The following is a 24317-nucleotide window of genomic DNA, read 5'->3' on the forward strand; positions in this document are numbered from 1 at the left end:
GTAGGATTAGCTGACAACCAGACGAAGGCTGCCCCGTGTGCGGGATGGAGGGTTGCCTTCATCGCCGGGTAAATCAAGGGGTAACAGTGGGTCTGGTTCCATTTGCTCATCTTCATGCGGGCCATCGGGCAGCTTGTTGCTCAGATAAGCTTCTGAGAGTGCCCGGAATGCGTAATCCAGCATGGAGGTTGCATAGGTGGCCACAGGGTCTCCCTCCACCGTGCCTGCCGGGCCAAAGCAGGAATAGGCAAAGCTGTTCACAAATTCCTCAAGCGGTGCGCCATATTGCAGGCCAATACTGACCGCCTCGCTAAAGCTATCCATCAACCCTTTGACCATGGAACTCTCCCGCGTAGGGGTCAGGGAGAGTTCGCCCAACGTGCCATCATCATATTCCCCGGTGCGCAGGAACAGGCGATGACCGCCAATGGTCGTTTTTTGGGTAAAGCCCCCGTGCCGGTGTGGCAGGGCGCGGCGCATACCGCGCTCCAGCTTGCGGTTAAGGGGTTGTGCTGCCGGATCCGGCCGTGCGGGAAGCTGGTCCACAAAGCCGCTCAAAGCGCGGTACATGGCCATGTGGGCAGTGGCACCGGGCAGAGGCAGTACCTCTTCCCCAGCCAGCGCAGCGGCCAGTGCGGTTTCAGCCGTAAAACCACGGGCATCCAGCCTGCACAGTGTGCTTTGCGCTAGCGAACCATCCGGCCGCAGAAGGGAGAAGACCGGGGCCAGACCGCAGGCTTCTACCCCCAATACTCCGTCCACAGCGCTGGAGCTGGAAAATCCGGTCTCAATCAGGGCCAGAGGGGTCTCTGTTTCAACAGCAGCTTCATTCCAAACCGTGCGCAGTGTTTCACCCAGTCCGGGCAGCACCGTGCGCACGGGGGGGAGGGGAAGGGTGTCCGGCCCGCATCCGCAATGGGCGGTCAGGGTTGCCAGCGCCGCAATGGCGCAGGCGGCAGCGCGTCCGTCCTCACTGTCATAATCCAGACCAACGCCTGCCAGACAGGCGTCCAGATTGGTCAGGAGAATGCTGCCTGCAAGAGCTGCGGCTGGCGGTGCATCGCCAGTAGGCTCCGTTTTAGGCGGCGTGGTGGGCGGTACGGCTGTAAACAGGCCGGGTAGTGGCAACTCTCCGTTACGCTGGTCAGCCCGTACGCTGGCTGTTTCACGTAAAACGCGGCTGATCAGGCGGAGGGCTGCCACAAAGGTTTCTGCGCCAAAGCCTTCGCCGGGGGTGACAAAGGCCGCCAGATTCACACTAAAGCCGGGGGGGCGGTCAAACGCGCAGGACCACACGCCCTCTGTCGGGGCGGCCTGCCGCATAAGCAGCAACCATGTGAGTGAGCGCGCCATGGCGTCATCCTGCGCCAGCGCGTCCACCCAGCGTGATGCTGTGCGCCCGAGGTCAATGGACTCGGTTCCCGGAACAAGCTGCGCCAGCGCGGCGGCAGCTTCGGCGTCCCACTCTGCGGGCAGCGTTACGGAGCGGCATGGCGCATCCGGGTCTGCTGCGGCCTGTAGTGTGCTCATGAGCACACCACTCCAATGGCGTCTGGCTCTTGTCATGGGAGCAGTTTACTCCCCCGGCGCAGGGCGGCGTAACCCGTTCAGAGCACCTCAAACGGAATACAATGGTCAGTATAATGAGGATATGGGGGATAACTTCTGTTCTGGTCGAGCGCAGTTGATCTGACAGGGCCTGAAAAGGCATGGACCGCACCCGCCAAGCGGCTGTAGGGTTCGAGTCATGGCAAATTTGGGAACGTGGCTTTACACCCGCCGCAAGGGGCGTCTGGTTGGTCAGGATGGCCAGGGGCGCTGTTATTACGAATCGACTGGCCGTGCCCGGCGTGGTGGCGGGATGGACCGGCCCGAGCGATGGGTGATTTACCTGAAAGGGGAAGACCCCTCCGCCGTACCGGCTGAGTGGTGGGGCTGGCTGCACCACACGCTGGATGCCCCCATCCCGGCAGAGGAACGCAAGCCGTGGCAGTTGCCGCACGAGCCGAACCTTACCGGCACACCGCAGGCATACCGGCCGCCCGGCAGTCCTTATAATACGCACCAGAAACGCCCCGTGGCACAAGATTACGAATCTTGGACACCAGAGGCGTGATCTGAAACCCGTTCCCTGCTAAAGGTGTGTCCGGACACAGGGAGTGCACAGGCATATGTCTTCAGTAATAACAGCACCAGCACGGCGGAATATGGCAGAACTCATCACGGGTGTGGTGGTTCTTCTGGGGCTTGTTCTTATGCTGGTTGCCGCCATTGTGGGTGAGGGGCGCAAGACCGACAGCACCGGCTACCCCTTACATGCCAGTTTTGCCCATATTGATGGCTTGGGTGTGGGGTCCGATGTACGGCTTGCCGGTGTAACCGTGGGGCAGGTAACGGATGAACGCGTAAACCCTGCTACCTATAAAGCAGAAGTCACATTTACCGTGCGGCCAGACATCAAACTGCCAACGGACAGTGCCGCCATTATCACCAGTGATAGCCTGCTTGGCGGCAAGTATATTGCCCTCTCCCCCGGTGGGGATGAGACCAACCTGAAACCTGGTGCAGCGCTTAACCAGACTCAGGGGGCTATCAGCCTTGAGCAGTTGCTCAGCAAATTCATTTTCTCCGTGACCGACACCCTGACCCGCGCCAACAAGGATGCCGCAGGCAAAGAGAGCCCTGCGCCAGCAGCGCCTGCCAAAGCGGATCAGCCCTAAGCCATACTCTGGCCATGTAATGAGAGCAGATTAACAGTATGGATACTCCCACCTTATGGGTGCAGGACGATGGGCAGCCCGTAACCTGCACTGAAAAACTGCGCGTTCTGGAAGAAAACTGGACCGAACTGCACGATGTGGTGCGGGATGCGTTTGAGGATGCAGTTTTAATGGGGGTCAATGAGCAGGCCATGCGGGACACACTGATGGCACTTGTCGCGTCCCTCGCATCTCCCAAAAAGGGGCAGGCAGCATGAAGTTTTCCGGTGTTTTTCAGCAGGTAGGTCTGGCAGCGTTTGCGTTGGCCGGGCTGTCCTGTGGGGTAGGGCACGCAGCGGGCACGCCGCTGGCGCCGCCTGCTATTCATCCTGCCAATAGCTGGCAGGGAAAGTCTGTGGCAGTGGTGCGTGTGCTCGACCGGTTGGACGCGCATGTTGACCTACTAAAAATTCCTGTTGGAACGACTGCCCATGTCAAGAGTTTAGACATTACTCCGGGCCGTTGCCTGCAACGGCCTGTTACAGTGTCTCCGGATGCCGCAGGGTGGCTGGAACTGCACGACACACACCCTGACGGGGCAACGTACCAAGGTTGGATGCTGGCGGCAGAGCCGGGTCTGGGCGTGTTTGAAAGCGCTGTGTACGATGTGCGTATGGTGCGGTGTGAAGGTGATGACGTGGCCCCAGCAGCCCCGCCATTGCCAACACCGGCAGTTCCCGTGCTGAAGCAGCCCGCCGCGCCTGAACCCTCCCCTTATGGAGGCGATACAGGGGCAGCAGGCCATGCAGCTCCGTCTGGTGGGGCTGCACCAGCAACACCTGAATATGGTGGTGAATATTAAGGAGCGCAGCGGCGGGGTTTAGGCCTCTGCACGGGGTAGCGCCCCCACGCTAGCGCATGGCCTGTCCTCCTTTGGGCAGGTTGTTCTTAACCACCGGCTCCGGCACCCTTTGGCTCAAGCCCTGTGGCGCACCCTTGCCGGGTCGCCTACAGAGCCCCCTTAACCCTAGGCGAGGTGCACGTGGTCCGTACTGTTTCTGATACTGAATACCGCTTTCAGATTCCTGCTTTGGATCAGGCGGCGTTCCTCTTTGATTTTGACGGAACACTGGTTGATATCGCCCCCACACCAGAAGCCGTTGTCATGCCGGACGGGCTGGCGGAAACCTTGCGCCAGTTGCGGGTTTTGTGCGGGGATGCACTGGCCGTTATTTCCGGTCGTCCTATTGAGCAAATTGACCATTTCCTTGGTGATATTCCGTTTGCAGTGGCCGGTGAGCACGGCATTGCCATTCGCCATCGCCCCGGCGGGCCTGTTGAACGGGCTGCCCTGCCCAAAGTGCCGCAGCATTGGCTGGAAGAAGCCCGCGCTCTGGTGGAAACATGGCCGGGTACGCGGCTTGAGCACAAACAGGCCGGATTTGTACTGCATTATCGCGCCACGCCAGAAGCCGGGCCTGCCCTGAAGACCGCCGCAGAAGCATGGATGCGTGAGGCAGAGGGCGCGTTTCACCTTCAAGCCGCCAAAATGGCATGGGAAGTTCGGCCAACGGGTATCGATAAAGGCTATGCCGTTTCTCTGCTCATGGAGGCCGCCCCTTTTGCCGGGCGTAAGCCAGTTTTTGTGGGTGATGATGTCACGGATGAAGACGGCATAACGGCTGCCAAACGTATGGGGGGTGCGGGCCTACGCATCCCGACAGACTTCCCCACGCCCGCAGCGTTCCGGGCTTGGGTTGCCTCACTGGTTGAATCGGAGCGCTAAATAATGGGTCGTCTTGTTGTTGTTTCTAACCGTGTGCCCTCATCGTCTGACAGGCAGCAGCCTGCGGGCGGCCTGGCTGTTGCCTTGCAGGATGCCCTGAGCCACGGGGAAGCCCTGTGGTTTGGGTGGTCTGGCCAGCAGATTGCTGAAGCTGAGGCCAACAACCGTAAACCAAGTGAAGAAACGGTTGATAACGTTACCTACGCAACGATTGACCTGACCCACGCCGAGTTTGACGGATTTTACCAGAAATATTCCAATGGTATCCTGTGGCCACTGTGCCATTACCGTGCAGGCCTGATGGACTATTCCAGAAAGGACCGTGAGGTCTATCTGAGCGTCAACCACTTGTTTGCACAGCAACTCCGCCCCTTGTTGCGGCCGGATGATATTATCTGGGTGCATGACTATCATTTGTTCCCGCTCGGTCAGGCGTTGCGAGATGTGGGTATTACCAACCCCATCGGCTTTTTCCTGCATATTCCGTTCCCGCCATGGAGCCTTATGAAGGCGCTGCCCGGTGCAGAGCGTCTAATGCACAGCCTAGAATCCTACGATGTCATAGGCCTGCAAACGGAAGATGACGCCCGCAATATGAACGACGGGCTTGAACAATGCGGCGTGCTAACGCGCGGGCAGGTTTTCCCCATTGGCATTGACCCGGCAAGTTTTGCCGCACAGGCCAAGGCGTGTGAGGATGACTTTGACGTCCAGCGCCTGCAACAGAGCCTACGTGGTCGCCCTCTTGTTATTGGTGTGGACCGGCTGGATTATTCCAAGGGTATACCAGAGCGTTTTCATGGGTACGAAGCCTTCCTCAAACGCTTTCCCGAGCACAAAGGGAAGGTGATGTATCTCCAGATCGCCCCTGTTTCACGCGGGACGGTAGAAGAATACCGCCGCCTCAAGCAGGACCTGGATGAAACCGCAGGCCGCATTAACGGCATGTATGGGGATTTTGACTGGACACCCATCCGCTACATTACGCACCCAGTGCCGCGCCACCTGTTGGCCGGGTTTTACCGTCTGGCAGATGTCGCGCTGGTCACACCCCTACGGGATGGCATGAACCTTGTTGCCAAGGAATATGTTGCCGCTCAGGATGAGGAAGACCCCGGCGTGCTGATCCTCTCCCATTTTGCCGGAGCCGCCCCGGAGATGGAAGATGCATTGCTGGTTAACCCGCATGATGCAGACGAAATTGCTGATGCCTTGCATAAAGCCCTGACTATGACGCAATCTGAACGGCAGGAGCGTTGGGAGCGGCTCAAGCCTGACGTCTGGCGTGTTACGGCGGGAAGCTGGGCGCGGGACTTTATTGAGCAGTTGGTAAAGGTAGAACGCGGGTGAAAGCTGCGCTGGCACATCGTCAAATCGGGGTTTTTCTTGTAGTTGCCAGTGCGCTGGCGCTGGGTATGGCTTGGTGGGTGGAGCATGTGCTGCACATCATGCCATGCGAACTCTGTCTGGTTGAGCGGTGGCCGTGGCGTATTCTCATCCTGATTGGCGCGGTGGACATTCTGCTGCCCGGTCTGGCTGGTGGACCTATCCTGTGGCTGAGCGTACCGCTTCTTGTGGCCTCTCTGGGGCTGGCATTTTGCCACGCCGGTGTGGAGTGGCAATGGTGGCCCAGTCCCCTGCCGGGGTGCCACGCGCCGCAAATTACAGGCACCACCATGGCGGAGCGTCTGGCCTCCATGCCATTGCTGCCGGGCAAACCGTGTGACTACCCAACCTATCTTATTCCCGGCCTCCCCCTTTCCATGAGTGTTATGGGTGGACTGTATGCCGCTGCTGTTCTGGGTATTTTTCTGAGTATGAAAAATCGCGCTCGGAAGGTAGGGCGGCGTATTTTTCATTAAGGGATTTGGTGAAAGCAGGCAGAGAAGCCTGAAAAATGCTGCCTGCTTGGTCATACCTACTCTGTGCCAGACTAAACGTCTGGCTTTTTGGACCAGCTTGCACGTGCAGAATACGGCAGTCATCAGCGAATAAAAACATGAAAACTTATTTTCTGATAAGATAATTTTTCAATCTTTATGGTGTGTTCTACGCTTCATCCCGTAAAATCTTCGTGGCCAGTTCAGCAACCCGCTGGCTGGCGCGGGGGCCGAGGGTAAGCAGGTCTTCATAAGAAAACCAGCGTGCTTCCAAGGCATCATCTCCCGCACAGAGGGTTTGGGTGCCGGGTTCTATCTCCGTACAACGCACAGCAATAATGACGTAGTGAAACGTCAGTGTGCCATCAGGCGCATAATGCAGGCTTTCAAATATATCAGCGTTATGGGTGCCGCGGGCCTGTAGGCCGGTTTCTTCATGCAGTTCGCGTGCTGCCGCGTGCAGCAATGTTTCTCCTGCTTCCACCCGGCCGCCGGGGAAGCCCCATAATCCAGCATCCGGCGCTTTGGCACGCCGGACAAGCAGAAAAGACCGTGCGCGCCGCACAACGGCAAGCACTCCTACGCGGGGCATGAAAGAAGCAGAACCAACCATAGTCAGACAGTGCAAAACCCGGCTTTATCCCGTCAAGGGGGGAGGGGGCGAATGGCAGCATCCTGCCGTTTTTATGCAACCCTCCGGCGCAAGAGGGTTTATTGGCTGTCATAATGAGCGCGCAGGCTACCCCTAGCCAGCAGGCTGGTGGCACTTGCGTGCAGGACCTCAGTTTCAGGAGTGCCAAATCATGACGGCAGAAACACTCACCATTTCCGGCTTGTCCAAACCTGCATCCCGTATCGCCTTGGGAACATGGGCCATTGGTGGCGCAATGTGGGGCGGACCAGATGATGCAAACGCAGCCCGTACAATAGAAAAAGCGCTGGAACTGGGCATTAACGTGATAGATACAGCCCCGGTTTACGGATTTGGCCATTCTGAAGAGGTGATTGGCCGTGCCCTGCAAGGTAAGCGCGACCAAGTTATTCTGGCCACAAAAGTTGCCCTGAACTGGCAGGAGGGAAAGGTGTTTCGGGACAGCCGCCCGGCCCGCATAGAGCAGGAAATAGAAGACTCTCTCCGCCGCCTGCGCACAGACTGTATCGACCTGTACCAAGTCCATTGGCCGGATAGCAAAACCCCGCTGGAGGACACAGCCCGCGCGCTGGAAAAGCTGGTCAAGGCGGGTAAGGTCAAGGCGCTGGGGGTCAGTAATTTCTCGCCCGCGCAGATGGATGAATTCCGCAAATTTGCGCCTATTGCCACCATTCAACCGCCTTACAACCTGTTTGAACGGGAGATCGAGGCTGATATTCTGCCTTATGCCGTCAAACATGGTCTGGCTGTTCTGGCCTATGGGCCGCTCTGCCGTGGCCTGCTGTCTGGCCGCATGACGGCTGACCGACAGTTTGAAGGGGACGACCTGCGCCGCACAGACCCCAAATTTCAGCAACCCCGCTTTGGCCAGTACCTCACAGCAGTGGAAGACCTGAAAGCCATTGCCGACAAATACGGAAAAAGCATGTTGGCGCTGGCCATCAGGTGGGTGCTGGACCGTGGCCCAACCATTGCCCTTTGGGGGGCCAGAAAACCCGAGCAGATTAGCGGGGTTGATGAAGCCTTCGGCTGGACGCTGGAGGAGGCGGATATGACGGCTATTGATAGCATCCTGACGCGTGACATTCCTGACCCCGTAGGCCCGGAATTTATGGCGCCTCCCACGCGCGCCTGAAACCCTTGAAGAGCATGGTGTGGAGGCAGGGTGGCTCTTGCAGTTCTCCTGTTCCCGCACCATCTTAGAAGCCATGGCCACACGCTCAACACCCCGCTCTGCTTCATCCAAACGGTCCTCTCTGAGCGAGAAGGCGGCTGCGTTACCGCCTGTTCTGTTTAAGCCAGAAAAACAGACCGCCAGACCCAAGCTCCGACAGATGGAAGTGGTGTCAGAGTACGAGCCAGCAGGGGACCAACCTCACGCCATCAAGGAACTGGTGGCCGGGGTGGAAAGCGGTGAGCGGGATCAGGTTTTGCTGGGTGTAACTGGGTCTGGCAAAACCTTTACAATGGCCAAGATTATTGAGGCCACGCAAAAACCAACTCTTATTCTGGCTCCTAATAAAACGCTCGCCGCACAGCTTTATGGGGAAATGAAACAGTTTTTCCCCAATAACGCGGTTGAGTATTTTGTCAGCTATTATGACTATTACCAGCCGGAAGCCTATGTGCCGCGTTCTGACACGTTTATTGAAAAAGACAGCCAGATAAACGAGCAGATTGACCGAATGCGCCATGCCGCCACACAGGCGCTGCTTGAGCGGAACGATGTGATTATCGTGGCCTCTGTCTCGTGCATTTACGGTATTGGGTCGGTTGAGACCTATTCCCGCATGGTGGTGAAGGTGGAACTGGGCGGTGAGCTGGACCGTGACCGCCTTGTGCGTGGTCTGGTTGAGCTACAATACCGCAGGAATGACGCCGCCTTTACGCGCGGCACTTTTCGTGTGCGGGGTGAGACTATTGATATCTTCCCGGTGCAGAACGAAGACCGCGCATGGCGCATCTCCCTGTTTGGGGATGAGATTGACGGTATTACTGAATTTGACCCCCTGACAGGTGACAAAACGGCCGACCTTCAGGAAGTTACCATCTATGCCAACAGCCATTATGTCACACCACGGCCCACTCTTAATCAGGCCGTAAAGGGCATTAAACAGGAACTCCGCCAGCAGTTGGACCGCTTTACGGAGCAGGGTAAACTGCTGGAAGCTGAGCGGCTAGATCAACGCACCACCTTTGATCTTGAAATGATAGAAACCACAGGTGTGTGCAAAGGCATTGAAAACTACTCACGCTATCTCTCAGGGCGTGACCCCGGTGACCCACCACCCACTTTGTTTGAATATCTGCCCGAAGATGCCCTGCTGATTGTGGATGAAAGCCACGTTACCGTGCCGCAGATTGGCGGGATGGAGCGCGGGGATAATGCCCGTAAATCAACGCTGGCAGAATTTGGCTTCCGCCTGCCATCCTGCCTTGATAATCGGCCCCTGAACTTTGCGGAGTGGGATACTTTCCGGCCCCAGAGTATTTTTGTCAGTGCTACGCCCGGCCCGTGGGAAATGGAGCGCACACAAGGCGTTTTTGCAGAGCAGGTTATCCGCCCAACAGGCCTGATTGACCCGGTAACGGATATCCGGCCTGTAGAGCATCAGGTGGATGATCTTCTGGCAGAATGCCGGACAACCATTGCCAGCGGTGGGCGTGTGCTTGTCACCACCCTGACAAAGCGCATGGCTGAAGACCTGACCGATTATCTGGATGAGGCAGGGATCAAAGTGCGTTACCTGCATTCGGATGTTGATACGCTGGAGCGAATAGAAATTATCCGTGACCTGCGCGTTGGCGCGTTTGATGTCCTTATCGGCATCAACCTGCTGCGTGAGGGGTTGGATATTCCTGAATGTTCGCTGGTTGCCATTCTGGATGCCGATAAGGAAGGCTTCCTGCGTTCCCGCACGTCTCTTATCCAGACCATTGGTCGTGCCGCCCGTAATGTGGAAGGCCGGGTACTGCTCTATGCGGATAAAATGACGGACTCCCTGCGCTACGCGATAGAGGAGACGGCCCGCAGGCGTGAAAAGCAGATGGAGTGGAACACCGCCCACGGCATTACCCCAACCAGCGTGCGGAAAAGTATTGGGGATATTGTCTCCTCCGTGTTCGAGCAGGATTATGTCACTGTCTCACCAGATGAAGATCTGGGCGTTACGGAATTTGTCGGACAGGATCTGGATGCCGCCATTGCCGGTCTTGAAAAACGGATGCGTCAGGCGGCGATAGATCTTGAATTTGAAACAGCGGCCCGCCTGCGTGATGAAATTAAACGGCTGGAGGCTCTGCAACTGGGCATAGAGCCTCCGCCAGTTCCTGCCTCCTCAGCGGGGAAACCGGCTGCTGTGGGTGGGAACACGCGGCGCAAAAAGAAGGATCAGGTCCCTCGGCCATTGGGTCCGGGCGGTGGGGGGTATGACCCTAAACCTAAGCGGGGCGGCCGGGGCAAAAGCCGCGGCTAACCAGCCGTTTGCTGCAAACGGCTGGTTGTTGGTTTAGGGCGTAGGCGCTTGCGGGTCTTCCGCCCGCGTTTCCGCCAGCCAGCTTTTTACCAGCGTATAGGTTACGGACAGAATAACCGGGCCAATAAAGATACCCACTAGGCCAAACCCGGCCAGTCCACCCATAACGCCCAGCATAATCAAAATAAGCGGCACATTGGCCTGCTTACGAATAAGGTAAGGGCGTAGCAGGTTATCAATAACAATGGTCAGCACTGTTACACACAACAGAATAATAGCGCTGAGAATATCCTTGAAAAAAAACATCCAGATTACAGCAGGAATAAGCGTAACACCCGGCCCCGCCTGAAGCAGGCAGGCTATAAAGGTAATGGCAATCAGCACACTGGCCCAGGGCATGCCAGTGAGCTCCATTCCCACGCCACCTACGGCGGTTTCAACTAATGCGGTAACAGTCACCCCTATCGCCACACCACGCACAGTCCGGCCAGCCAGTTGCACCATGTCCTTGCCACGTTGGCCTGCCAAAGCGTAACCAATATCCAGCATCAGGCTTGCTGCGGCTTCCCCTTTGCTGTGCAGCACCGCCATCATAATCAGCGTTAATAAAAACTGGAGTGCCAGTACGCCAAAACTGCCAACAGACCCTAAAGCCCACTGAATAATTTTACCGGCATCCGGTGATATCTGGTCCAGCAGTTGGGGCAGGCGGGCATTTTCTATCTTATGCCACAGCGCAGCACTGCGTGGCCCAATACCGGGCAGGTCCGCCAGCCATGTGGGTTCTGGTGGCACACGGAATGTCAGTGCGTTTTCACCCAGACTTATCAATTCTGTGGAATGGGCAACTACCGTGGTTGTTGCCAGCCAGAACGGGAGCACAAAAACAAGCAACGCAAATACGGTTGTCACAGTTACGGCAAGAGCACGGCTACCCCACAGCAGTTTTTGCAAATGCAGTAAAAGCGGCCACGTTGTAATGCCAATAGTAATGGCCCAGATGGCGGAGGGCAGGAAAGGCCGGACAACCCACAGGGAAAACGCAATCATGACCCCGGCCATCATGGCGGCAAGCACAGAACGCGCCTGTTGGGATGAAGGAACGCTCATGGTGTGTCAGCCCTACATAAATACTGTGCGTTGCTTGGTAAAAACCGCATAATAGTCTGTCTCGTTCCGGCCTGTTATGAGAACAGGCCTGTTTTTTGCAGTGGTGAAACCTTGGTATGCCGGGCTGTCAGGATGCACAAGGTTGTGCGGACAGACCTTGTATGCCATGCCAGACAAAAGATGACAGCCAGTTTAAAAAACAAATAATGGTGGAACGCATGCAAACCAATCCAACCGGTCACAAACGCTCCCGCCGTTTCTGGCTTCTCTGTGCAGCAGGGGGCGTTTTGGGGGTGGCCGGGGCCTCCGTTCTGGTTGGCTGGTTTGCTGTGGGGCATGTCAATCTTGGGCCATTTGTGGGGCGCAGGGCTACGGCCATGCTGGGGCGGCCTGTCACCATACACAGCCTGACTGTTAAGCCCGGATCATGGCTGCAGGTGCAACTGGGTGATGTGCATGTGGCAAACATTGAAGGCGGTACCGAGCCGGATATGGTGCGGGTGGGTCATTTGTCAGCCGAGGTCAAGCTGGCCTCCCTGTTCAAAGGCCCCATGATTGTCCGCCATGTTGCGGGCGATAGCGTGCATGTTCTGGTTGAACGAACCCCACAGAACAAACCCAACTGGCGCTTTAAAAAACAGGGTGAAGAGGCACAGCCCGCTCCCACCCCGAAAGCCTTGCCCAAGGAAGAGCTGACACCCCATTTTCCGCCACAGGCCAGCCCCATGCCAGCGTTCCCGGTTGCGCAGGAGCGTAGCAGTTACCCGACATCATTGGATGTTGCCATTACCAACGGCGACGTCATTTATCGTACCTCACACGGTACGGACTATCGGGCAGCGCTCAAGACCGTAAACCTTGAAACCAAGGATTCAAACAGTCCGGTCACCTTCAAGGTGGATGGGGCCTATAACACCAATCCGGTGCAAATAGAGGCCACGCTTCAACCGTTTGCAGACCTGCGGGACAGCAGCAAACCCTACGGTATGCAGGCGACAATTCGCTCTGGTGACATGACCATTAAATTTGATGGTACAGCCACAGACCCCGTCAATGCTGATGGGCTGGCAGGGCATGTAACGGTTGATACGCCAACTTCCGCCCCACTGATGGCGATAGCCGGGCTGAGCGTTCCGCTGACTATCCCCATGCAGATGGAAGGAGAGTTTGTTCATGCTGTTGATGTGTGGCGTCTGACGCAGGGTAAAGGCAGTGTTAAAGGCAACCCGCTGACCATTACTCTCGCTGAGTTAAAAGAAGGCGCACGGGGTCAGCCAGACCATGTGAAAGCAGATATTGCGTTCGACAAACTGGACCTGAATGGTTTTCTGGCAAAAAATGGCGCACCCAGCAACGACAGTGCAACAGACTTGCCGCTTATGGTGATTGCAACGCCAGACCCACTGGTGGAAGCACGCGTCATTGCCAAAGATATCCGTTACAACGTGTATCGTCTTAATTCCACTACGCTCATGGCGTCCGTCATGCCGGGTGTTATGAATATTAACACCCTGTCTGTTGGTTATCTTGGCGCAACACTTAATGCGTCAGGCAAAATAGAAGCCGCAGCAAAAGGCAATGCCCATGTGCAGGGGCAGGCTGCCCTTACCGGGGCGGATATTGATGCCTTCCGGCGGGCGCTGGGTTTCCAGTCCGTGCCACTGCGCGGGCGGCTTGATATGCAGATGACAGTGGAAGCTACCCAGCCCACCCTCAATGCGGCCATGTCTCACGCAACCGTGGCGGCAGCGGTCAGCATGAAAAATGGTGCGCTGGACCGTAAGGTCATTAAGGCAGCTTCGGCAGATCTGGGTATGCTGTTTCACAAGGTGGATGGTACGACACCTGTGCAGTGCCTTCTGGCTGTCGTCAGCATGCAGAACAACGCAGGGCAGGCCTTGCCGCTGCGGATTAAAACGGCTGACGGCACGTTGTCTGCCAATGCCCGGTTTGACATCAACCGTAAATGGTTTGACCTGATTTTCAGTACGCAGAGCGAAACAACAGGCCGCTTTGCGCTGGACATTCCGGTGCGTGTCAGCGGTAGCTTCAGCAGTCCTACCGTCGGGCTGGCCAAGTGGTCTGCTGAAGGGCGTGCAATGTTGGCACAAAGTGAACGTCTGACCGCACTCCCCGCAGGTGTGCGGAAATTTGCGCAAGGTAACGCCTGTTACCGCGCTATATCTCCTGAAAAGAAGTAGCGTACTGGCGGGCAGGCCTTGTTCCTGCCCTACAACCCTTCTACCGTGGCGCTGACACAGACTATCTGGACAGAGAAAGCCATGACAGCGTCAGACACCACACTTCACCCCGATTATGCGGCGCTGGCAGCCGCCCCTGTCTGTACAGACCCCTACACCCACATTGTGGTGCCCAACTTCATCCGTAAGGAAGATTTGGCCCGTCTGTTTGCAGCCATGCCAGATATTTCAGCGGGAGGGTCCTTCCCGCCGTTCGCCCTTACCCTCTCCCCATTGGTGCACGCTCTTGTGGAAGAGCTGGAGGGGCCGAAACTGAGGCAGTTGATTGCTGAAAAACTGAACCTCAATTTGGACAATGCGCCGTCCATGCTCACCATGCGTGGCCGTACGCGGGAAAAGGATGGCCGTATCCATACGGACTCACTGGCAAAGCGTGTGACTATTCTGCTCTATCTCAACCCATCGGGTGAGACGTGGGAGAAGCAGGAAGGCTGCCTGCGCCTGTTGCGCGGCCCGCACGATATTGAAGATTATACCAAAGAAGTGCAGCCAGTGGATGGCACACTTCTCATCTTCCCCAATGGCCCCACCACATGGCATGGGCACCGGCAGTTTGTTGGGCAACGCTATACCATACAGTTGAACTATATGACCGAAGACGCGCGTGCACGCTCAGAGCTGCGCCGTCATCAACTGTCCGCCATGGCTAAAAAGTTCTCTCTACCGGGTCTGGTACGGTAGGGCGAGTGCCGGACAAGTACGGATATACCCATTTACATTGAGTAAAAAACACAGGATTTTAAAATGACATATAACGCAGCAGAACAGACAACAGGGCAGGGCGTACACCATAAGCAGCGTGGAAAGGGGCAGAAAATAGCTCCCTTCATGCTGGGGGCAGCCATGCTGGCGGGTACGGCACTCTCCTCGTTCTGTGCTGTTGTCCCGGCACAGGCGCAGCAGGGTGCGCCTGTTTCTGCAGCGCCATCCGCGCAGATTCCTGCGGCATTAAGCAGCGCGCAGGTTGTGCGCGCCACGCTGCCCAATGGCCTGAAAGTTGTTATTATCCCCAACCGTCTGGCCCCTGTCGTCACAACACAGGTCAATTACATGGTGGGTTCTGCTGAAGCGCCAGAAGGTTTCCCCGGCACAGCCCATGCTTTGGAACATATGATGTTCCGTGGCAGTACAGGGCTGGATAAGGACCAGTTGGCCACCATAGGGGCGCGTCTGGGCGGCGGGTATAACGCCTTCACCACAGAAGACGTGACACGCTATTTCTACACAGCGCAGGCGCGGGATCTGCCTGTGCTGCTCAAGATTGAGGCGCTGCGGATGAGCGGCCTGACCCTGAGCAAGGCGGATTGGGACAAAGAGCGGGGCGCCATAGAGCAGGAAGTCTCGCGTGATTTGTCCAGCCCCGGCTATAGATACGTGGAGCAGCTTCAGTCCATTTTGTTTGCGGGTACTCCGTACGAGCATGATGCCCTTGGCACACGCCCATCTTTTGACAAGACAGACTCAGCCCTGCTCAAAGGGTTTTACGATAAATGGTATGCCCCCAATAACGCTGTTCTGGTTATTTCAGGGGATATAAACCCCGTAACAGCGTTGGCGCAGGTCCGGGAGGCATTTGGTGACATTCCGCGTAAACCCCTGCCGGAAAGCCGTAAAATTACACCACAACCAACCCCTGCGCGTACCCTTGCCCTACCAACGGACTACGCAGTTGGCTTTGCCGCGGTGGCTTATCCCATGCCCGGAAAAGCGGCGCAGGATTTTGCAATAGCTGATATTTTGTCAGATGTTTTGGAAAGTCAGCGAGGTGCCTTGTTTGAGCTGGTGCCGCAAGGTAAGGCCCTTATGGCTGGCTTTGAATATATGCCAAAAAAACGTGCCGGTTTTGGCTTGGCTCTTGCAGCGTTCCCCAAAGGCGGAGATTCTGCAAAAACACTTGCAGACTTAAAGGCTGTTCTTGAAAATATCCGGAAAAATGGGGTTCCGGCAGAACTGGTAGAAGCTGCTAAAAAGCGCGAGATTGCACAATTACAGTTCTCTGCAAACTCTGTGAGTGATCTTGCCAGTATCTGGTCTGATGCTCTGACTTTCCGTGATCTGGACTCGCCGGGAGACGCTGTGGCAGCCTATGAAGCTGTCACACCGGAGGCCGTAAACAAACTAGCCGCAACTTTGCTGGACCCCGCTCACGCCGTTACTGCCGTACTCACCCCTGAAAGTTCGGGCAAACCAGTAGCAGGCAAAGGGTTTGGCGGTGCTGAATCGTTTGCTTCTACGTCGGATAAGCCTGTTGTGTTACCAGACTGGGCGGAAAAAGCGCTTTCCACGCTGGAAAAACCTGTGCCGACACCGTTGCCAACAGTCAGCACCTTACCAAATGGGCTAAAGCTGATTGTATGGCCTGCACATGTCAGCCACACCGTGCAACTGACCGGCACAATACGCCGTAACCCCAGTTTGCAGCAGCCTAAAGGGAAAGAAGGCGTCAGCAGTTTAACAGAGGAGCTGTTTGCGTTTGGCACCACCAAACATAACCGTCTGGCTTTCCAGAAAGCATTGGATGATATTCCGGCATGGGAAGATGCTGGCGGAGATTTTTCTGTCGCAACACAAACGCAGGATTTTGAAAAAGGTGTGGCTCTGCTGGCAGAGAACGAACTACACCCCGCTTTTCCTGATCAGATGTTCCAGGTGCTACGTGCGCAGTTGGCGCGCGCTCAGGCCGGGACTCTGGTGTCACCCGGCTATCTGTTCAGCCGGGCCGTATCAGCAGCCTTGGTGCCGGAAGGAGACCCCACACTGCGTGAAGCAACCCCTGCAAGCTTCATGAATGTGACGCATGATGATGTGGTACAGTATTATCAGAAAGTATGGCGTCCGGACCTGACCACCATTGTTGTGACAGGCGACATCACACCAGAGAAAGCGCGTGCTGTAGTTGAAAAAGAATTTGGCGGCTGGAAAGCAGAAGGTCCCAAACCGGATGTTGAACTGGCCCCCGTTCCGTTGAACAAGCCCTCACGTGCCAACGTGCCAGATAAAAGCAGTGTTCAGGATGAGGTGGTTCTGGCCCAGACACTGGGACTGCAAGTTACCAATCCGGACCGCTTTATGCTGACATTGGGAAATACCATTTTAGGGAGCGGTGGTTTTTCTTCCCGCCTGTATAAGGATCTGCGCGTCAAGAGTGGGTATGTTTACTCTGTGGGCAGTCAGTTCTCTTGGAACCGCACCCGCGCCAGCTACAATATTTCTTATGGCGCAGACCCGGATAAAGTCGGAAAAGCCCGCGTTGCTGCAATGCAAGATTTAAAAGACATGCAGGATCACCTTGTGACACAGGATGAACTGGCTTTGGCTAAAGCATCCTTGCTGCGAGGCCTGCCTTTGCGGCGCAGTAGTCTGGGGGCGATTGCGGGTGAATACCTTGGCCTTGAAAATCTTGGCCTGCCGCTGGATACGGTCGATAAAGCGGCCAATGCATATTACGGCGCAAAAGCGGAGGATATTCAGGCCGCATTCAAAAAATGGTTGCGTGCTGATGGTATGGCCCAGATTGTCAAAGGCCCGACACCCACTTGGTAACAGACTAACCCTTTACCCACGCTCTATAGGGTGGGTATCAACCGGGCTTGATGCGTCAAGCCCGGGCTCAGGGCTTCTTGCTGCGTTTCACACATAACGGCAATAGCCGCGCTCACTGCATCTAAAAATGCAAAATAAGAGAAATGGCTGCTCCCCGATAGTAGCGCGTGGGAAACACGCACCGCATTTGTATTTATTCTGACAAAAAGAAATTAGCGTTTATAATGGAAAAAATTCTATAGTATTTGAATAAATACTTTTTATCACAAATGAAATAAAAATCATTAAGCTGTTTCTGGCACTACAAACCGGAAAACTCGTGGGTTAACACTGTATCTGTTTAGGCCATAACCTTTCCTTCAGTTAATGTGATGGATGGGGCGTGAGCATATTCCTGTTATTCCCTTGTTTGTTCGGAATGTTCTTCATGTCTTCTGTCCTGCACCATGTTCGCAACCATTTTCAGGAAACCCGCAAACGAACATTGCAGCAAATCTGCGGGGTTACCCTGCATAGTGACCTTCAGGAACGTTATATGGACTGGAGGCTCCCTGTTCCGCTTAGTAAGCAACGGCTGAAACGTCTGGAGCTTATTCGCAAAGCCGGGGTTCTGTTTATTCATGTCCCCAAAAATGCGGGTACAGCCCTTTCTTATAGCTTGTATGGCTGTACCATGCGGCACGAGAGTATTCGGTATTACCAGACTCATGCGCCCGATATTGTCAGTAAGCTGCCAAGCTTTGCCCTGTGGCGCGATCCGGTGGAACGTTTTTTGTCAGCTTACGACTTTATCCGCAATGGCGGGGGCAGCCATGTGACCTTGCACCCCAGTTTTGTGTCACGTTATGCACACCTGACAACGCTAGACCTGATGATAGGGTATGTGGAGAGTGCGTCTTCCATTTATAAGCTAGACCACGTATTGCGCCCGCAGAACTGGTACGTGACCGACAGGAATGGGGATATGGCTGTGCAGAAGCTTTTTAATTTCAAACACATAAACCGATTGTCCTGTTTTGTCTCTGCGCTGGCAGGGTGTGAGATTAAAAAAATCAATACAACACAGCGTTTTACAACGGGACTGACGCCCAGCCAGAAAGAAAAAATTCGTGATTTGTATAGGGCAGATTACGCGTTGCAGAGGCATTTGAGATGCGCGCAAATGGTATCGTGACGCGTCAGGCTTCTCAAAAAATTACAGATACGAAAATAGCGTGTATTTGTTGCGAGGTAATATTATTTTTCATCTTTGACATATATGCGGGGTAAAACCCTTCATGCCCTGTTCAGTCGTTTTTTTTGTTCTTATGATCGCTCGGGATAAATATGGAAGATTGCTCTTCTACATATTCAGGTAAGGACTTTGGCATGGTCAAACAGCTGTTCGTTTCGTTACGGCGCTGGCCATTATGGTAATGACAATGGGTGAGACAACACTGAGCCTCGCTACCTTTGGGTGAGTTGCCCGGTTTTTTCTTGTTTTCCCAGTGAAAGCTTATAAAATTTCGGGAATAAAGAGAAACACGTTGGAATGAGATTTTGTTAGCTGTGTCACATCTCTCTCCCATTCGTCATCTACACTGCCCGAGGGGTATAAGGCCGTGACACAACCGCAGCAAGACATACACATTTTGATTGTGGAAGATGATCCAGAAATTTGTGGTCTTCTCAAAAGGTTTCTAGAAAAAATTGGCTATACGGTTTTTACTGCGCTCAATCTTGCTGGCGTTGAGGTTGTACAGAAAAGCCATTCCATTGACCTTGCGCTGCTTGATATCATGTTGCCGAATGAAGATGGGTATGCCCTTTGTCAGCATCTGCGCCAGACATCTGACGCACGCATTATCATGGTCAGTGCGTTAAGTGATATCCATGATCGTATTTCCGGTCTTGATCTTGGAGCAGATGATTACGTCGCCAAACCGTTTGATCTGGAGGAACTTGCTGCACGCATCCGTGCCGTATTGCGGCGCCCGCAGTCGGAAAGGGTAACTCCAGCGACATCTGCTCTTGTACAGCACTATCGTTTTGATAACTGGGTTTTTGAACCCTCAAAGCGTGCGCTCTATGGCAAAACCGGTATTCGCGTTGCCCTGACGGGGTCAGAGACAGACCTGCTTCTCGCACTCTGCCAGAATGCGCACCATGTCTTTAATCGTGCGGAACTGCTCAGCCTGATCCGTAGTGACGAAAAAAATGTAGATTCCCGCGCTATTGATCTGCTGGTCAGCCGTTTGCGGCGCAAGCTGTCTCACGAAGGGCGTCAGCTTGAACTTATCCGGACTATTCGGGGTGGTGGTTATGTTTTTGACCCAGATGATACAAAATAATGTTAAAATGGCAGCATTTTTTTCCACGTACCATTTACGGGCAGATGGTTGCGCTGGTCTCTTTATGCATGTTCATGACGCTTGGGGTTACATCCCTGCTGCTGTATGCGTTTCGCCCTTTGGTGCCTCCCCCTCTGCCACCCGGACCATTCACGAATATTCTTGCTGTTGAGACCGGAATTCAGGCTCTTCAGGCTGCACCGCCAGCAGTCAGAGCGAACATAGCTGAAAAAATGTCCGGCGCAGAGGTAACTTTTGTTATTGGCAAAGATGCCGCCTGTCAGCATGTGCCAACAGACCATATGGCTACCTTTATTCGCAATATGCTGGTCTATCGAGGCAATTTAGGGCCATACCCGATCGATGCTCAAAGCTGTGCACCACAGGTTGGAGAGGGTCTGCTAGCCTCTCTTTATCTGCCACATGATAATATCAGTGTTATCGTGTTTGACCGGCACCCGCATCATTTTGGCCATATGATGCGGTGGACAATGCCGCTGACAATTTCCTTACTGTCTTTGGTGACGATAGCACTGGCATTGACGTTTTGGAGTATCTGGCACCTGAGCAGGCCCTTGCGAAATATAGCTATTCAGGCAGATGCTTTTGGATATGACAGTACGCCTGAACCCCTACCACAGCAGGGCCCAACCGAGGTCCGCCGTTTAACGCATGCCTTCAACAGAATGCAGGCGCGTATTGCCGCTTCTACTGAGGAGCGGACACGGATGTTGATAGCTATTGGGCACGACCTGCGTACACCACTGACGCGTCTTTTCATAAGGCTGGAGCTTGGGGGAGAAGAGGCGTCTCCTGCAGCCATGAAGCATGACCTCACACTTATGAAAAAAATGCTGAATGGTGCCTTACATTTTCTGCGTGAACAGACCGATGCAGAAACAGCGCAGGAAATTGATCTGGCCTCCCAACTCGAAACATTGTGCCATGAATTCAGTGTTGTCGGGCATACCATTTCTTATACAGGCCCAGCGTATCAAACCTGCATATGCCAGCCCATAGCATTGGAGAGGGCGCTCAGTAATCTGATTGAAAACGGCCTGAAATATGGGAAAGAAGTAGAGATCCGCCTTGGTCATGATAGTCAGTATGCGGTGATAGATATTTGCGATAACGGACCGGGTATTCCAGCGCATCTTCTGGAAAAGGCGCGTTTGCCTTTTTCCCGGCTGGATCCGGCCCGTTCGTTGGATGGTGGTCTGGGGCTAGGGCTTTCTATTGCAGATGCCATTATTAGCCGCAACAAAGGGCAACTGACGCTAGGTGCTGCGCACCCGCACGGGCTGTGCGCCCGCGTAAAGCTGCCCCTTGCAGCACAGCAGCGCAAGAAAACTCTGGCCGAGAAGGCCTAGCCCATAATTGCCACTGTATTTACGCTTCCGGGGCAGGGTGGCGGAATGCCATGATGAGTTCAAGACGCTCATGGGCAATCAGGGCCTCTCGCGCTGTGCGGGATGCATTATGTACACGATAGCGGCATAGAATTTCTGGCAAATAGCCCGGCTCCAGACCTTTATCAATAAATTTCATCCAAAAGTCGTAATCCTCCCATCCATCTTCAATATGGGAAAAGCCGCCAACTTGCTGCCACACATCTTTGCGGACGAGCGCCATGACATCAATGTAATTGGCTTTACGCATCCGGGCCGTATCCCATATGTCTGCCTGGCCTATACCATTCCGGTCTCCAAATTCTTCCAACTGGCAATATACCGCCGGAAACTGGCCACGGTTCAGGGCGTCATAGTGTTTGGCCAAAGCTGTGGGATAGACAGTATTATCTGCATCCATAATAAAGACGCACTCACCCAAAGCATAGTTAAATGCGATATTGCGTGAAAAAGAGGGACCCTGATTATAGGGGTTAACCAAAAACGATACGCGATAGAAACGGTCTTTATGCTCTTCCAGCCAAGGGAGAAGAATGGCGTCTGTTTCAGGGTCTGTGGAGGCATCATCGACAATAATCAGGTCAAGAGCCTGATGCGTCTGGTCCGCTAACGAATTCAGGCACTCTTCAATAAAATGCGCATAATTATAGTTGGTCACGCAAATGCTGATAAGGTCGGCTGGTACACGACCTTTCTTTTTATGAAAAAAAACACGCTCAGCAGGTGGGTCCCAAGGTTTAATGATCATAGAATAGCGGTCCATACAGAAGAGATATAGCAAAGCAGGTCATGGTTCTTGACCTGCCTGAGTGATGTATTAGCAAAAATTCTAAAGGCGTTTTTTTGTATCCGCCTGCTTTCTTTTTCCCCGTCAGGTGTGTTCAGGAGCCATTCAATCAGGTTTGGAATATGGCGACTGGACTCGACCATATAATGCTCTCCAACTTTATAAAGGGGATGGGGGAAACATTCTTCTGTCACAACAACAGCGCCAGACGCCATCCCTTGGCTAACAATACGGTGCCATTCAAAAAAATGGTTATCGTCTCGGTGCACGTTTAGCAAAATTTTCGAGTTCTCAGCTACATAACGGGGCAAGCGTGCCAGTATGTCGTACTGGCCCTGTGTGGTGAGCGGCCCGTCTGCTTTTCGGTAATACAGGAAGCAGGCGTAGTCGGAAAAAAAAGCTGCCTGACGGGCAAAAAATTTCTCGCGGTTAGCAGAACTATTGCCGAAAAAGCTGACATCAATAGCGCGCTCCGCAAGTGGCTTGAGCGGCGTAGAGCCACTTTGTGCTGCGTCTGGCAGCACACGAAAGAAAGGATGCTTCTTATCCGCCGGTTTCAGGCGGGCTTTCTGGATAGTGGGGATTGGGTCAAAGTGAAATACAGTCAGCCCGATATTTGCGAAAGCCTGAAGGTTTTGCACACAGATATCTATAACACCAGCGGACATCAGGCAGTAAATCAGCCCGCGTGTAAACCAAAGCGTTTGGGGTTGCTCTGTATTGAACATGATAGCCTGTTCAAGAATATGCTCCTGTTTCCAGTGTTCGCAGCCCTCCAGAAAGAAGAACTCATGCGGCGCACAGAAAATACAAAGATCAGGCTTATCTGAAAGAGGGGTCTTTTCTGTCATGAGTTGTGCACTCAACCCGGCTTTCTTCAGATAATCTTGAAGCAGTTCCGCAAGCTCATGAATAAAGGAATTACCAGCAGAGTGGTAAAAAACTCCCACCGTTTGCGGCAGGTTGCCAACAATGCTGGTTGTGTTTGGTGTATAAGTCGTGGGTTTTTTGCATTCCCGGCCAAAATACTGAGCTATGTTGTAAGGGTACAGAACATCTCGCCCCTCACCAATGCCGTATAATAAAGCATGACGGGTTGGAGATATGCCTGAAAATGTTAAGGTCGGATGGATTTTTCTATAATAATCTTCGCTGAAAAAAGCATAATTCTCAAATTTATTATAGCATTTTGTGAGTATCTTATGGGAGTAACTCTGCAAGAGGCCTTTTTCGAAAAAATAAGTGCTCTTATTGTTTCTCAAGTAATGGGCGAATGGATTTTCTTCTTTTTGAATAACAGCATTGAATAGGTTTTTATAGATTTCCGTGTTAAATAATTCATTGGGGTTCTTCTGTTCGTGGCACCCGAAAAGCACATAATGAATAATAGGGTCCAGCCCAGTCGCCTGTGTTTCCGGGTACGTGGTGGTATAGAACTCTGTATTGAACTGACCTGACTCAAGAATCGTCCGGATATCTTTTATGTTCCAGGATGTCAGCGTTGTCATTACTAGCCTTATAGAGCTCTGGTGTCTCGCAATAGAAAAATGTTTATTCTGGTTTTCTATAGTAAGAGAGATCAGAGGCGACCAAAAGGCTTTTCGTACATTATTTTCAGGTAAACTTTGTTTTTCCAGGTTCGGAACGAACAAAACCACTGTTTTTGTTTATTTTCATTTAATATTAATTTTAAAAGTATTGTATCTTGGATAAACGGATAACTCGAGACTCATACGCAGTATCTATAGAGCATTAGCAAAATATCCATATGATGAGTGCAGAAAACTGTGCAGGAAGGGGCAAAGACGCTAGACAAGCGGAAGAAGAATTTACTAAGAAAAGCGAGGCAATCAACACGGTGAGTGGAATTATGACAGGGCGAGTGAGTAAAGATAAAGTGCGGGCAAAACGCGTTACGAAACCGAAAGAAGTGGCGGCAGAACAGCCTGTCCGTCGTGTCGGTACGGTGAAAAAAGTAACCAAAGCAGCTCCAGCACACAAACCAGAAAAACTGGATGTAAACTTTACTGGCTTGCTGGATGAGGCAGACCTGTTTGCAGAAAAAGCTGTTGCGGTTACAACCTCGGAAGCAGACGCTGCAATTGCCTTCGACGGACTATGGTACCTGTCTGTCTATCCTGATGTGCGTGAGGCAGGTGTTGAGCCGGTCGAGCACTTCCTGAAGCATGGTATGGATGAAGGCCGTAACCCGAACCCGCATTTTGATGGTGCAGCCTACATTAAAGCGAACCCTGATATCGAGGCATTCCCCTTCGGTCCGTTCATGCACTATGTGTGCTTTGGTTTCCGGGAAAAGCGCCCTCTTCGCTAAAGGTGGAGAAGAAGGGCAGCCGGACGTCATAAAACACCGCTACTGTGTTTGA

At 53.8% G+C, this 24317-nt stretch carries 22 protein-coding genes; 17 read left to right on the forward strand and 5 right to left on the reverse strand.

Annotation, left to right across the window (positions count from 1 at the left end):
- Positions 1-6 precede the first annotated feature (6 nt).
- Positions 7-1530, reverse strand: a complete 1524-nt coding sequence (locus ACTIDN_RS02005) for a TSCPD domain-containing protein (RefSeq protein ID WP_441375813.1) — start codon at positions 1528-1530, stop codon at positions 7-9.
- Between ACTIDN_RS02005 and ACTIDN_RS02010 the strand changes: the two genes are divergently transcribed.
- The 8 genes from ACTIDN_RS02010 to ACTIDN_RS02045 all read left to right on the forward strand — a co-directional run bounded on the left by ACTIDN_RS02010 (position 1529) and on the right by ACTIDN_RS02045 (position 6347).
- Positions 1529-1693 (forward strand): hypothetical protein, encoded by a 165-nt coding sequence (locus ACTIDN_RS02010; protein ID WP_165759933.1) that lies wholly within the window; start codon positions 1529-1531, stop codon positions 1691-1693. The two genes, ACTIDN_RS02005 and ACTIDN_RS02010, sit on opposite strands and share 2 nt — an antisense overlap.
- A 54-nt stretch (positions 1694-1747) precedes the next feature.
- Entirely contained in the window at positions 1748-2116 is a 369-nt protein-coding gene (locus ACTIDN_RS02015) for an NADH-ubiquinone oxidoreductase subunit NDUFA12 family protein (RefSeq protein WP_415508179.1), read from the forward strand.
- Positions 2117-2171: 55 nt separating this feature from the next.
- Positions 2172-2720: an outer membrane lipid asymmetry maintenance protein MlaD gene (gene mlaD / locus ACTIDN_RS02020; RefSeq protein WP_441375814.1), complete on the forward strand. Its 549-nt coding sequence runs from the start codon at positions 2172-2174 to the stop codon at positions 2718-2720.
- A gap of 38 nt (positions 2721-2758) precedes the next feature.
- Complete coding sequence (locus ACTIDN_RS02025; protein ID WP_048837770.1) at positions 2759-2977, forward strand: hypothetical protein; 219 nt, start codon at positions 2759-2761, stop codon at positions 2975-2977.
- A complete protein-coding gene (locus tag ACTIDN_RS02030) occupies positions 2974-3561 on the forward strand; it encodes a DUF2155 domain-containing protein (RefSeq protein WP_441375815.1) in 588 nt (195 codons plus the stop codon). Before ACTIDN_RS02025 ends, ACTIDN_RS02030 begins: the two co-directional genes overlap by 4 nt.
- 180 nt (positions 3562-3741) lie before the next feature.
- On the forward strand, positions 3742-4485 hold the full coding sequence (gene otsB, locus ACTIDN_RS02035) for a trehalose-phosphatase (RefSeq protein WP_441375816.1): 744 nt from the start codon (positions 3742-3744) through the stop codon (positions 4483-4485).
- A gap of 3 nt (positions 4486-4488) precedes the next feature.
- On the forward strand, positions 4489-5835 hold the full coding sequence (locus ACTIDN_RS02040) for an alpha,alpha-trehalose-phosphate synthase (UDP-forming) (protein ID WP_415508174.1): 1347 nt from the start codon (positions 4489-4491) through the stop codon (positions 5833-5835).
- Complete coding sequence (locus ACTIDN_RS02045) at positions 5832-6347, forward strand: disulfide bond formation protein B (RefSeq protein WP_441375817.1); 516 nt, start codon at positions 5832-5834, stop codon at positions 6345-6347. Before ACTIDN_RS02040 ends, ACTIDN_RS02045 begins: the two co-directional genes overlap by 4 nt.
- A 187-nt stretch (positions 6348-6534) precedes the next feature.
- On the opposite strand, the gene ACTIDN_RS02050 is transcribed toward ACTIDN_RS02045, so the two are convergent.
- Positions 6535-6978, reverse strand: coding sequence for an NUDIX hydrolase (locus tag ACTIDN_RS02050; protein ID WP_441375862.1), 444 nt, complete (start codon positions 6976-6978; stop codon positions 6535-6537).
- Positions 6979-7168: 190 nt separating this feature from the next.
- Here ACTIDN_RS02050 and ACTIDN_RS02055 point away from each other — a divergent pair, with 190 nt between their 5' ends.
- Positions 7169-8152 carry an aldo/keto reductase gene (locus ACTIDN_RS02055; protein ID WP_441375818.1) on the forward strand — a complete coding sequence of 328 codons (984 nt, stop codon included), beginning with the start codon at positions 7169-7171 and terminating at the stop codon, positions 8150-8152.
- Positions 8153-8225: 73 nt separating this feature from the next.
- Positions 8226-10493, forward strand: a complete 2268-nt coding sequence (uvrB, locus tag ACTIDN_RS02060) for an excinuclease ABC subunit UvrB (protein WP_415508193.1) — start codon at positions 8226-8228, stop codon at positions 10491-10493.
- A gap of 33 nt (positions 10494-10526) precedes the next feature.
- Here the strand turns inward: uvrB and ACTIDN_RS02065 are convergent, their stop codons facing one another.
- Positions 10527-11603: an AI-2E family transporter gene (locus ACTIDN_RS02065; RefSeq protein WP_415508171.1), complete on the reverse strand. Its 1077-nt coding sequence runs from the start codon at positions 11601-11603 to the stop codon at positions 10527-10529.
- A gap of 218 nt (positions 11604-11821) precedes the next feature.
- Between ACTIDN_RS02065 and ACTIDN_RS02070 the strand changes: the two genes are divergently transcribed.
- From ACTIDN_RS02070 to ACTIDN_RS02095, 6 genes are all read left to right on the forward strand, one after another.
- A complete protein-coding gene (locus tag ACTIDN_RS02070; RefSeq protein WP_441375819.1) occupies positions 11822-13804 on the forward strand; it encodes an AsmA family protein in 1983 nt (660 codons plus the stop codon).
- A gap of 81 nt (positions 13805-13885) precedes the next feature.
- Entirely contained in the window at positions 13886-14545 is a 660-nt protein-coding gene (locus tag ACTIDN_RS02075) for a 2OG-Fe(II) oxygenase (RefSeq protein WP_441375863.1), read from the forward strand.
- Positions 14546-14692: 147 nt separating this feature from the next.
- Entirely contained in the window at positions 14693-17407 is a 2715-nt protein-coding gene (locus ACTIDN_RS02080) for a M16 family metallopeptidase (protein WP_441375864.1), read from the forward strand.
- A gap of 427 nt (positions 17408-17834) precedes the next feature.
- Positions 17835-18581 carry a sulfotransferase family 2 domain-containing protein gene (locus tag ACTIDN_RS02085; RefSeq protein ID WP_441375820.1) on the forward strand — a complete coding sequence of 249 codons (747 nt, stop codon included), beginning with the start codon at positions 17835-17837 and terminating at the stop codon, positions 18579-18581.
- A gap of 427 nt (positions 18582-19008) precedes the next feature.
- Positions 19009-19737 (forward strand): response regulator transcription factor, encoded by a 729-nt coding sequence (locus ACTIDN_RS02090; RefSeq protein ID WP_415508168.1) that lies wholly within the window; start codon positions 19009-19011, stop codon positions 19735-19737.
- Positions 19737-21107, forward strand: a complete 1371-nt coding sequence (locus tag ACTIDN_RS02095) for an ATP-binding protein (RefSeq protein ID WP_441375821.1) — start codon at positions 19737-19739, stop codon at positions 21105-21107. The genes ACTIDN_RS02090 and ACTIDN_RS02095 overlap by 1 nt, the downstream gene beginning before the upstream one ends.
- Positions 21108-21126: 19 nt before the next feature.
- Here ACTIDN_RS02095 and ACTIDN_RS02100 read toward each other — a convergent pair whose 3' ends face one another.
- Entirely contained in the window at positions 21127-21894 is a 768-nt protein-coding gene (locus tag ACTIDN_RS02100; RefSeq protein ID WP_415508166.1) for a glycosyltransferase family 2 protein, read from the reverse strand.
- Positions 21891-23591, reverse strand: a complete 1701-nt coding sequence (locus ACTIDN_RS02105; protein WP_441375822.1) for a hypothetical protein — start codon at positions 23589-23591, stop codon at positions 21891-21893. Before ACTIDN_RS02105 ends, ACTIDN_RS02100 begins: the two co-directional genes overlap by 4 nt.
- A 224-nt stretch (positions 23592-23815) precedes the next feature.
- Here ACTIDN_RS02105 and ACTIDN_RS02110 point away from each other — a divergent pair, with 224 nt between their 5' ends.
- A complete protein-coding gene (locus tag ACTIDN_RS02110; protein ID WP_441375823.1) occupies positions 23816-24265 on the forward strand; it encodes a hypothetical protein in 450 nt (149 codons plus the stop codon).
- Positions 24266-24317 lie beyond the last annotated feature (52 nt).

This window comes from Acetobacter sp. (genome assembly GCF_052102375.1).
Lineage (GTDB): Bacteria > Pseudomonadota > Alphaproteobacteria > Acetobacterales > Acetobacteraceae > Acetobacter.

Coding starts and splice junctions, on each gene's coding strand:
- ACTIDN_RS02010 (WP_165759933.1), top strand. CDS start 1,529: ATGAGCACACCACTCCAATGGCGTCTGGCTCTTGTCATGGGAGCAGTT.
- ACTIDN_RS02005 (WP_441375813.1), bottom strand. CDS start 1,530: ATGAGCACACTACAGGCCGCAGCAGACCCGGATGCGCCATGCCGCTCC.
- ACTIDN_RS02015 (WP_415508179.1), top strand. CDS start 1,748: ATGGCAAATTTGGGAACGTGGCTTTACACCCGCCGCAAGGGGCGTCTG.
- mlaD (WP_441375814.1), top strand. CDS start 2,172: ATGTCTTCAGTAATAACAGCACCAGCACGGCGGAATATGGCAGAACTC.
- ACTIDN_RS02025 (WP_048837770.1), top strand. CDS start 2,759: ATGGATACTCCCACCTTATGGGTGCAGGACGATGGGCAGCCCGTAACC.
- ACTIDN_RS02030 (WP_441375815.1), top strand. CDS start 2,974: ATGAAGTTTTCCGGTGTTTTTCAGCAGGTAGGTCTGGCAGCGTTTGCG.
- ACTIDN_RS02040 (WP_415508174.1), top strand. CDS start 4,489: ATGGGTCGTCTTGTTGTTGTTTCTAACCGTGTGCCCTCATCGTCTGAC.
- ACTIDN_RS02050 (WP_441375862.1), bottom strand. CDS start 6,978: ATGGTTGGTTCTGCTTCTTTCATGCCCCGCGTAGGAGTGCTTGCCGTT.
- ACTIDN_RS02055 (WP_441375818.1), top strand. CDS start 7,169: ATGACGGCAGAAACACTCACCATTTCCGGCTTGTCCAAACCTGCATCC.
- uvrB (WP_415508193.1), top strand. CDS start 8,226: ATGGCCACACGCTCAACACCCCGCTCTGCTTCATCCAAACGGTCCTCT.
- ACTIDN_RS02065 (WP_415508171.1), bottom strand. CDS start 11,603: ATGAGCGTTCCTTCATCCCAACAGGCGCGTTCTGTGCTTGCCGCCATG.
- ACTIDN_RS02070 (WP_441375819.1), top strand. CDS start 11,822: ATGCAAACCAATCCAACCGGTCACAAACGCTCCCGCCGTTTCTGGCTT.
- ACTIDN_RS02075 (WP_441375863.1), top strand. CDS start 13,886: ATGACAGCGTCAGACACCACACTTCACCCCGATTATGCGGCGCTGGCA.
- ACTIDN_RS02080 (WP_441375864.1), top strand. CDS start 14,693: ATGCTGGGGGCAGCCATGCTGGCGGGTACGGCACTCTCCTCGTTCTGT.
- ACTIDN_RS02085 (WP_441375820.1), top strand. CDS start 17,835: ATGTCTTCTGTCCTGCACCATGTTCGCAACCATTTTCAGGAAACCCGC.
- ACTIDN_RS02095 (WP_441375821.1), top strand. CDS start 19,737: ATGTTAAAATGGCAGCATTTTTTTCCACGTACCATTTACGGGCAGATG.
- ACTIDN_RS02100 (WP_415508166.1), bottom strand. CDS start 21,894: ATGATCATTAAACCTTGGGACCCACCTGCTGAGCGTGTTTTTTTTCAT.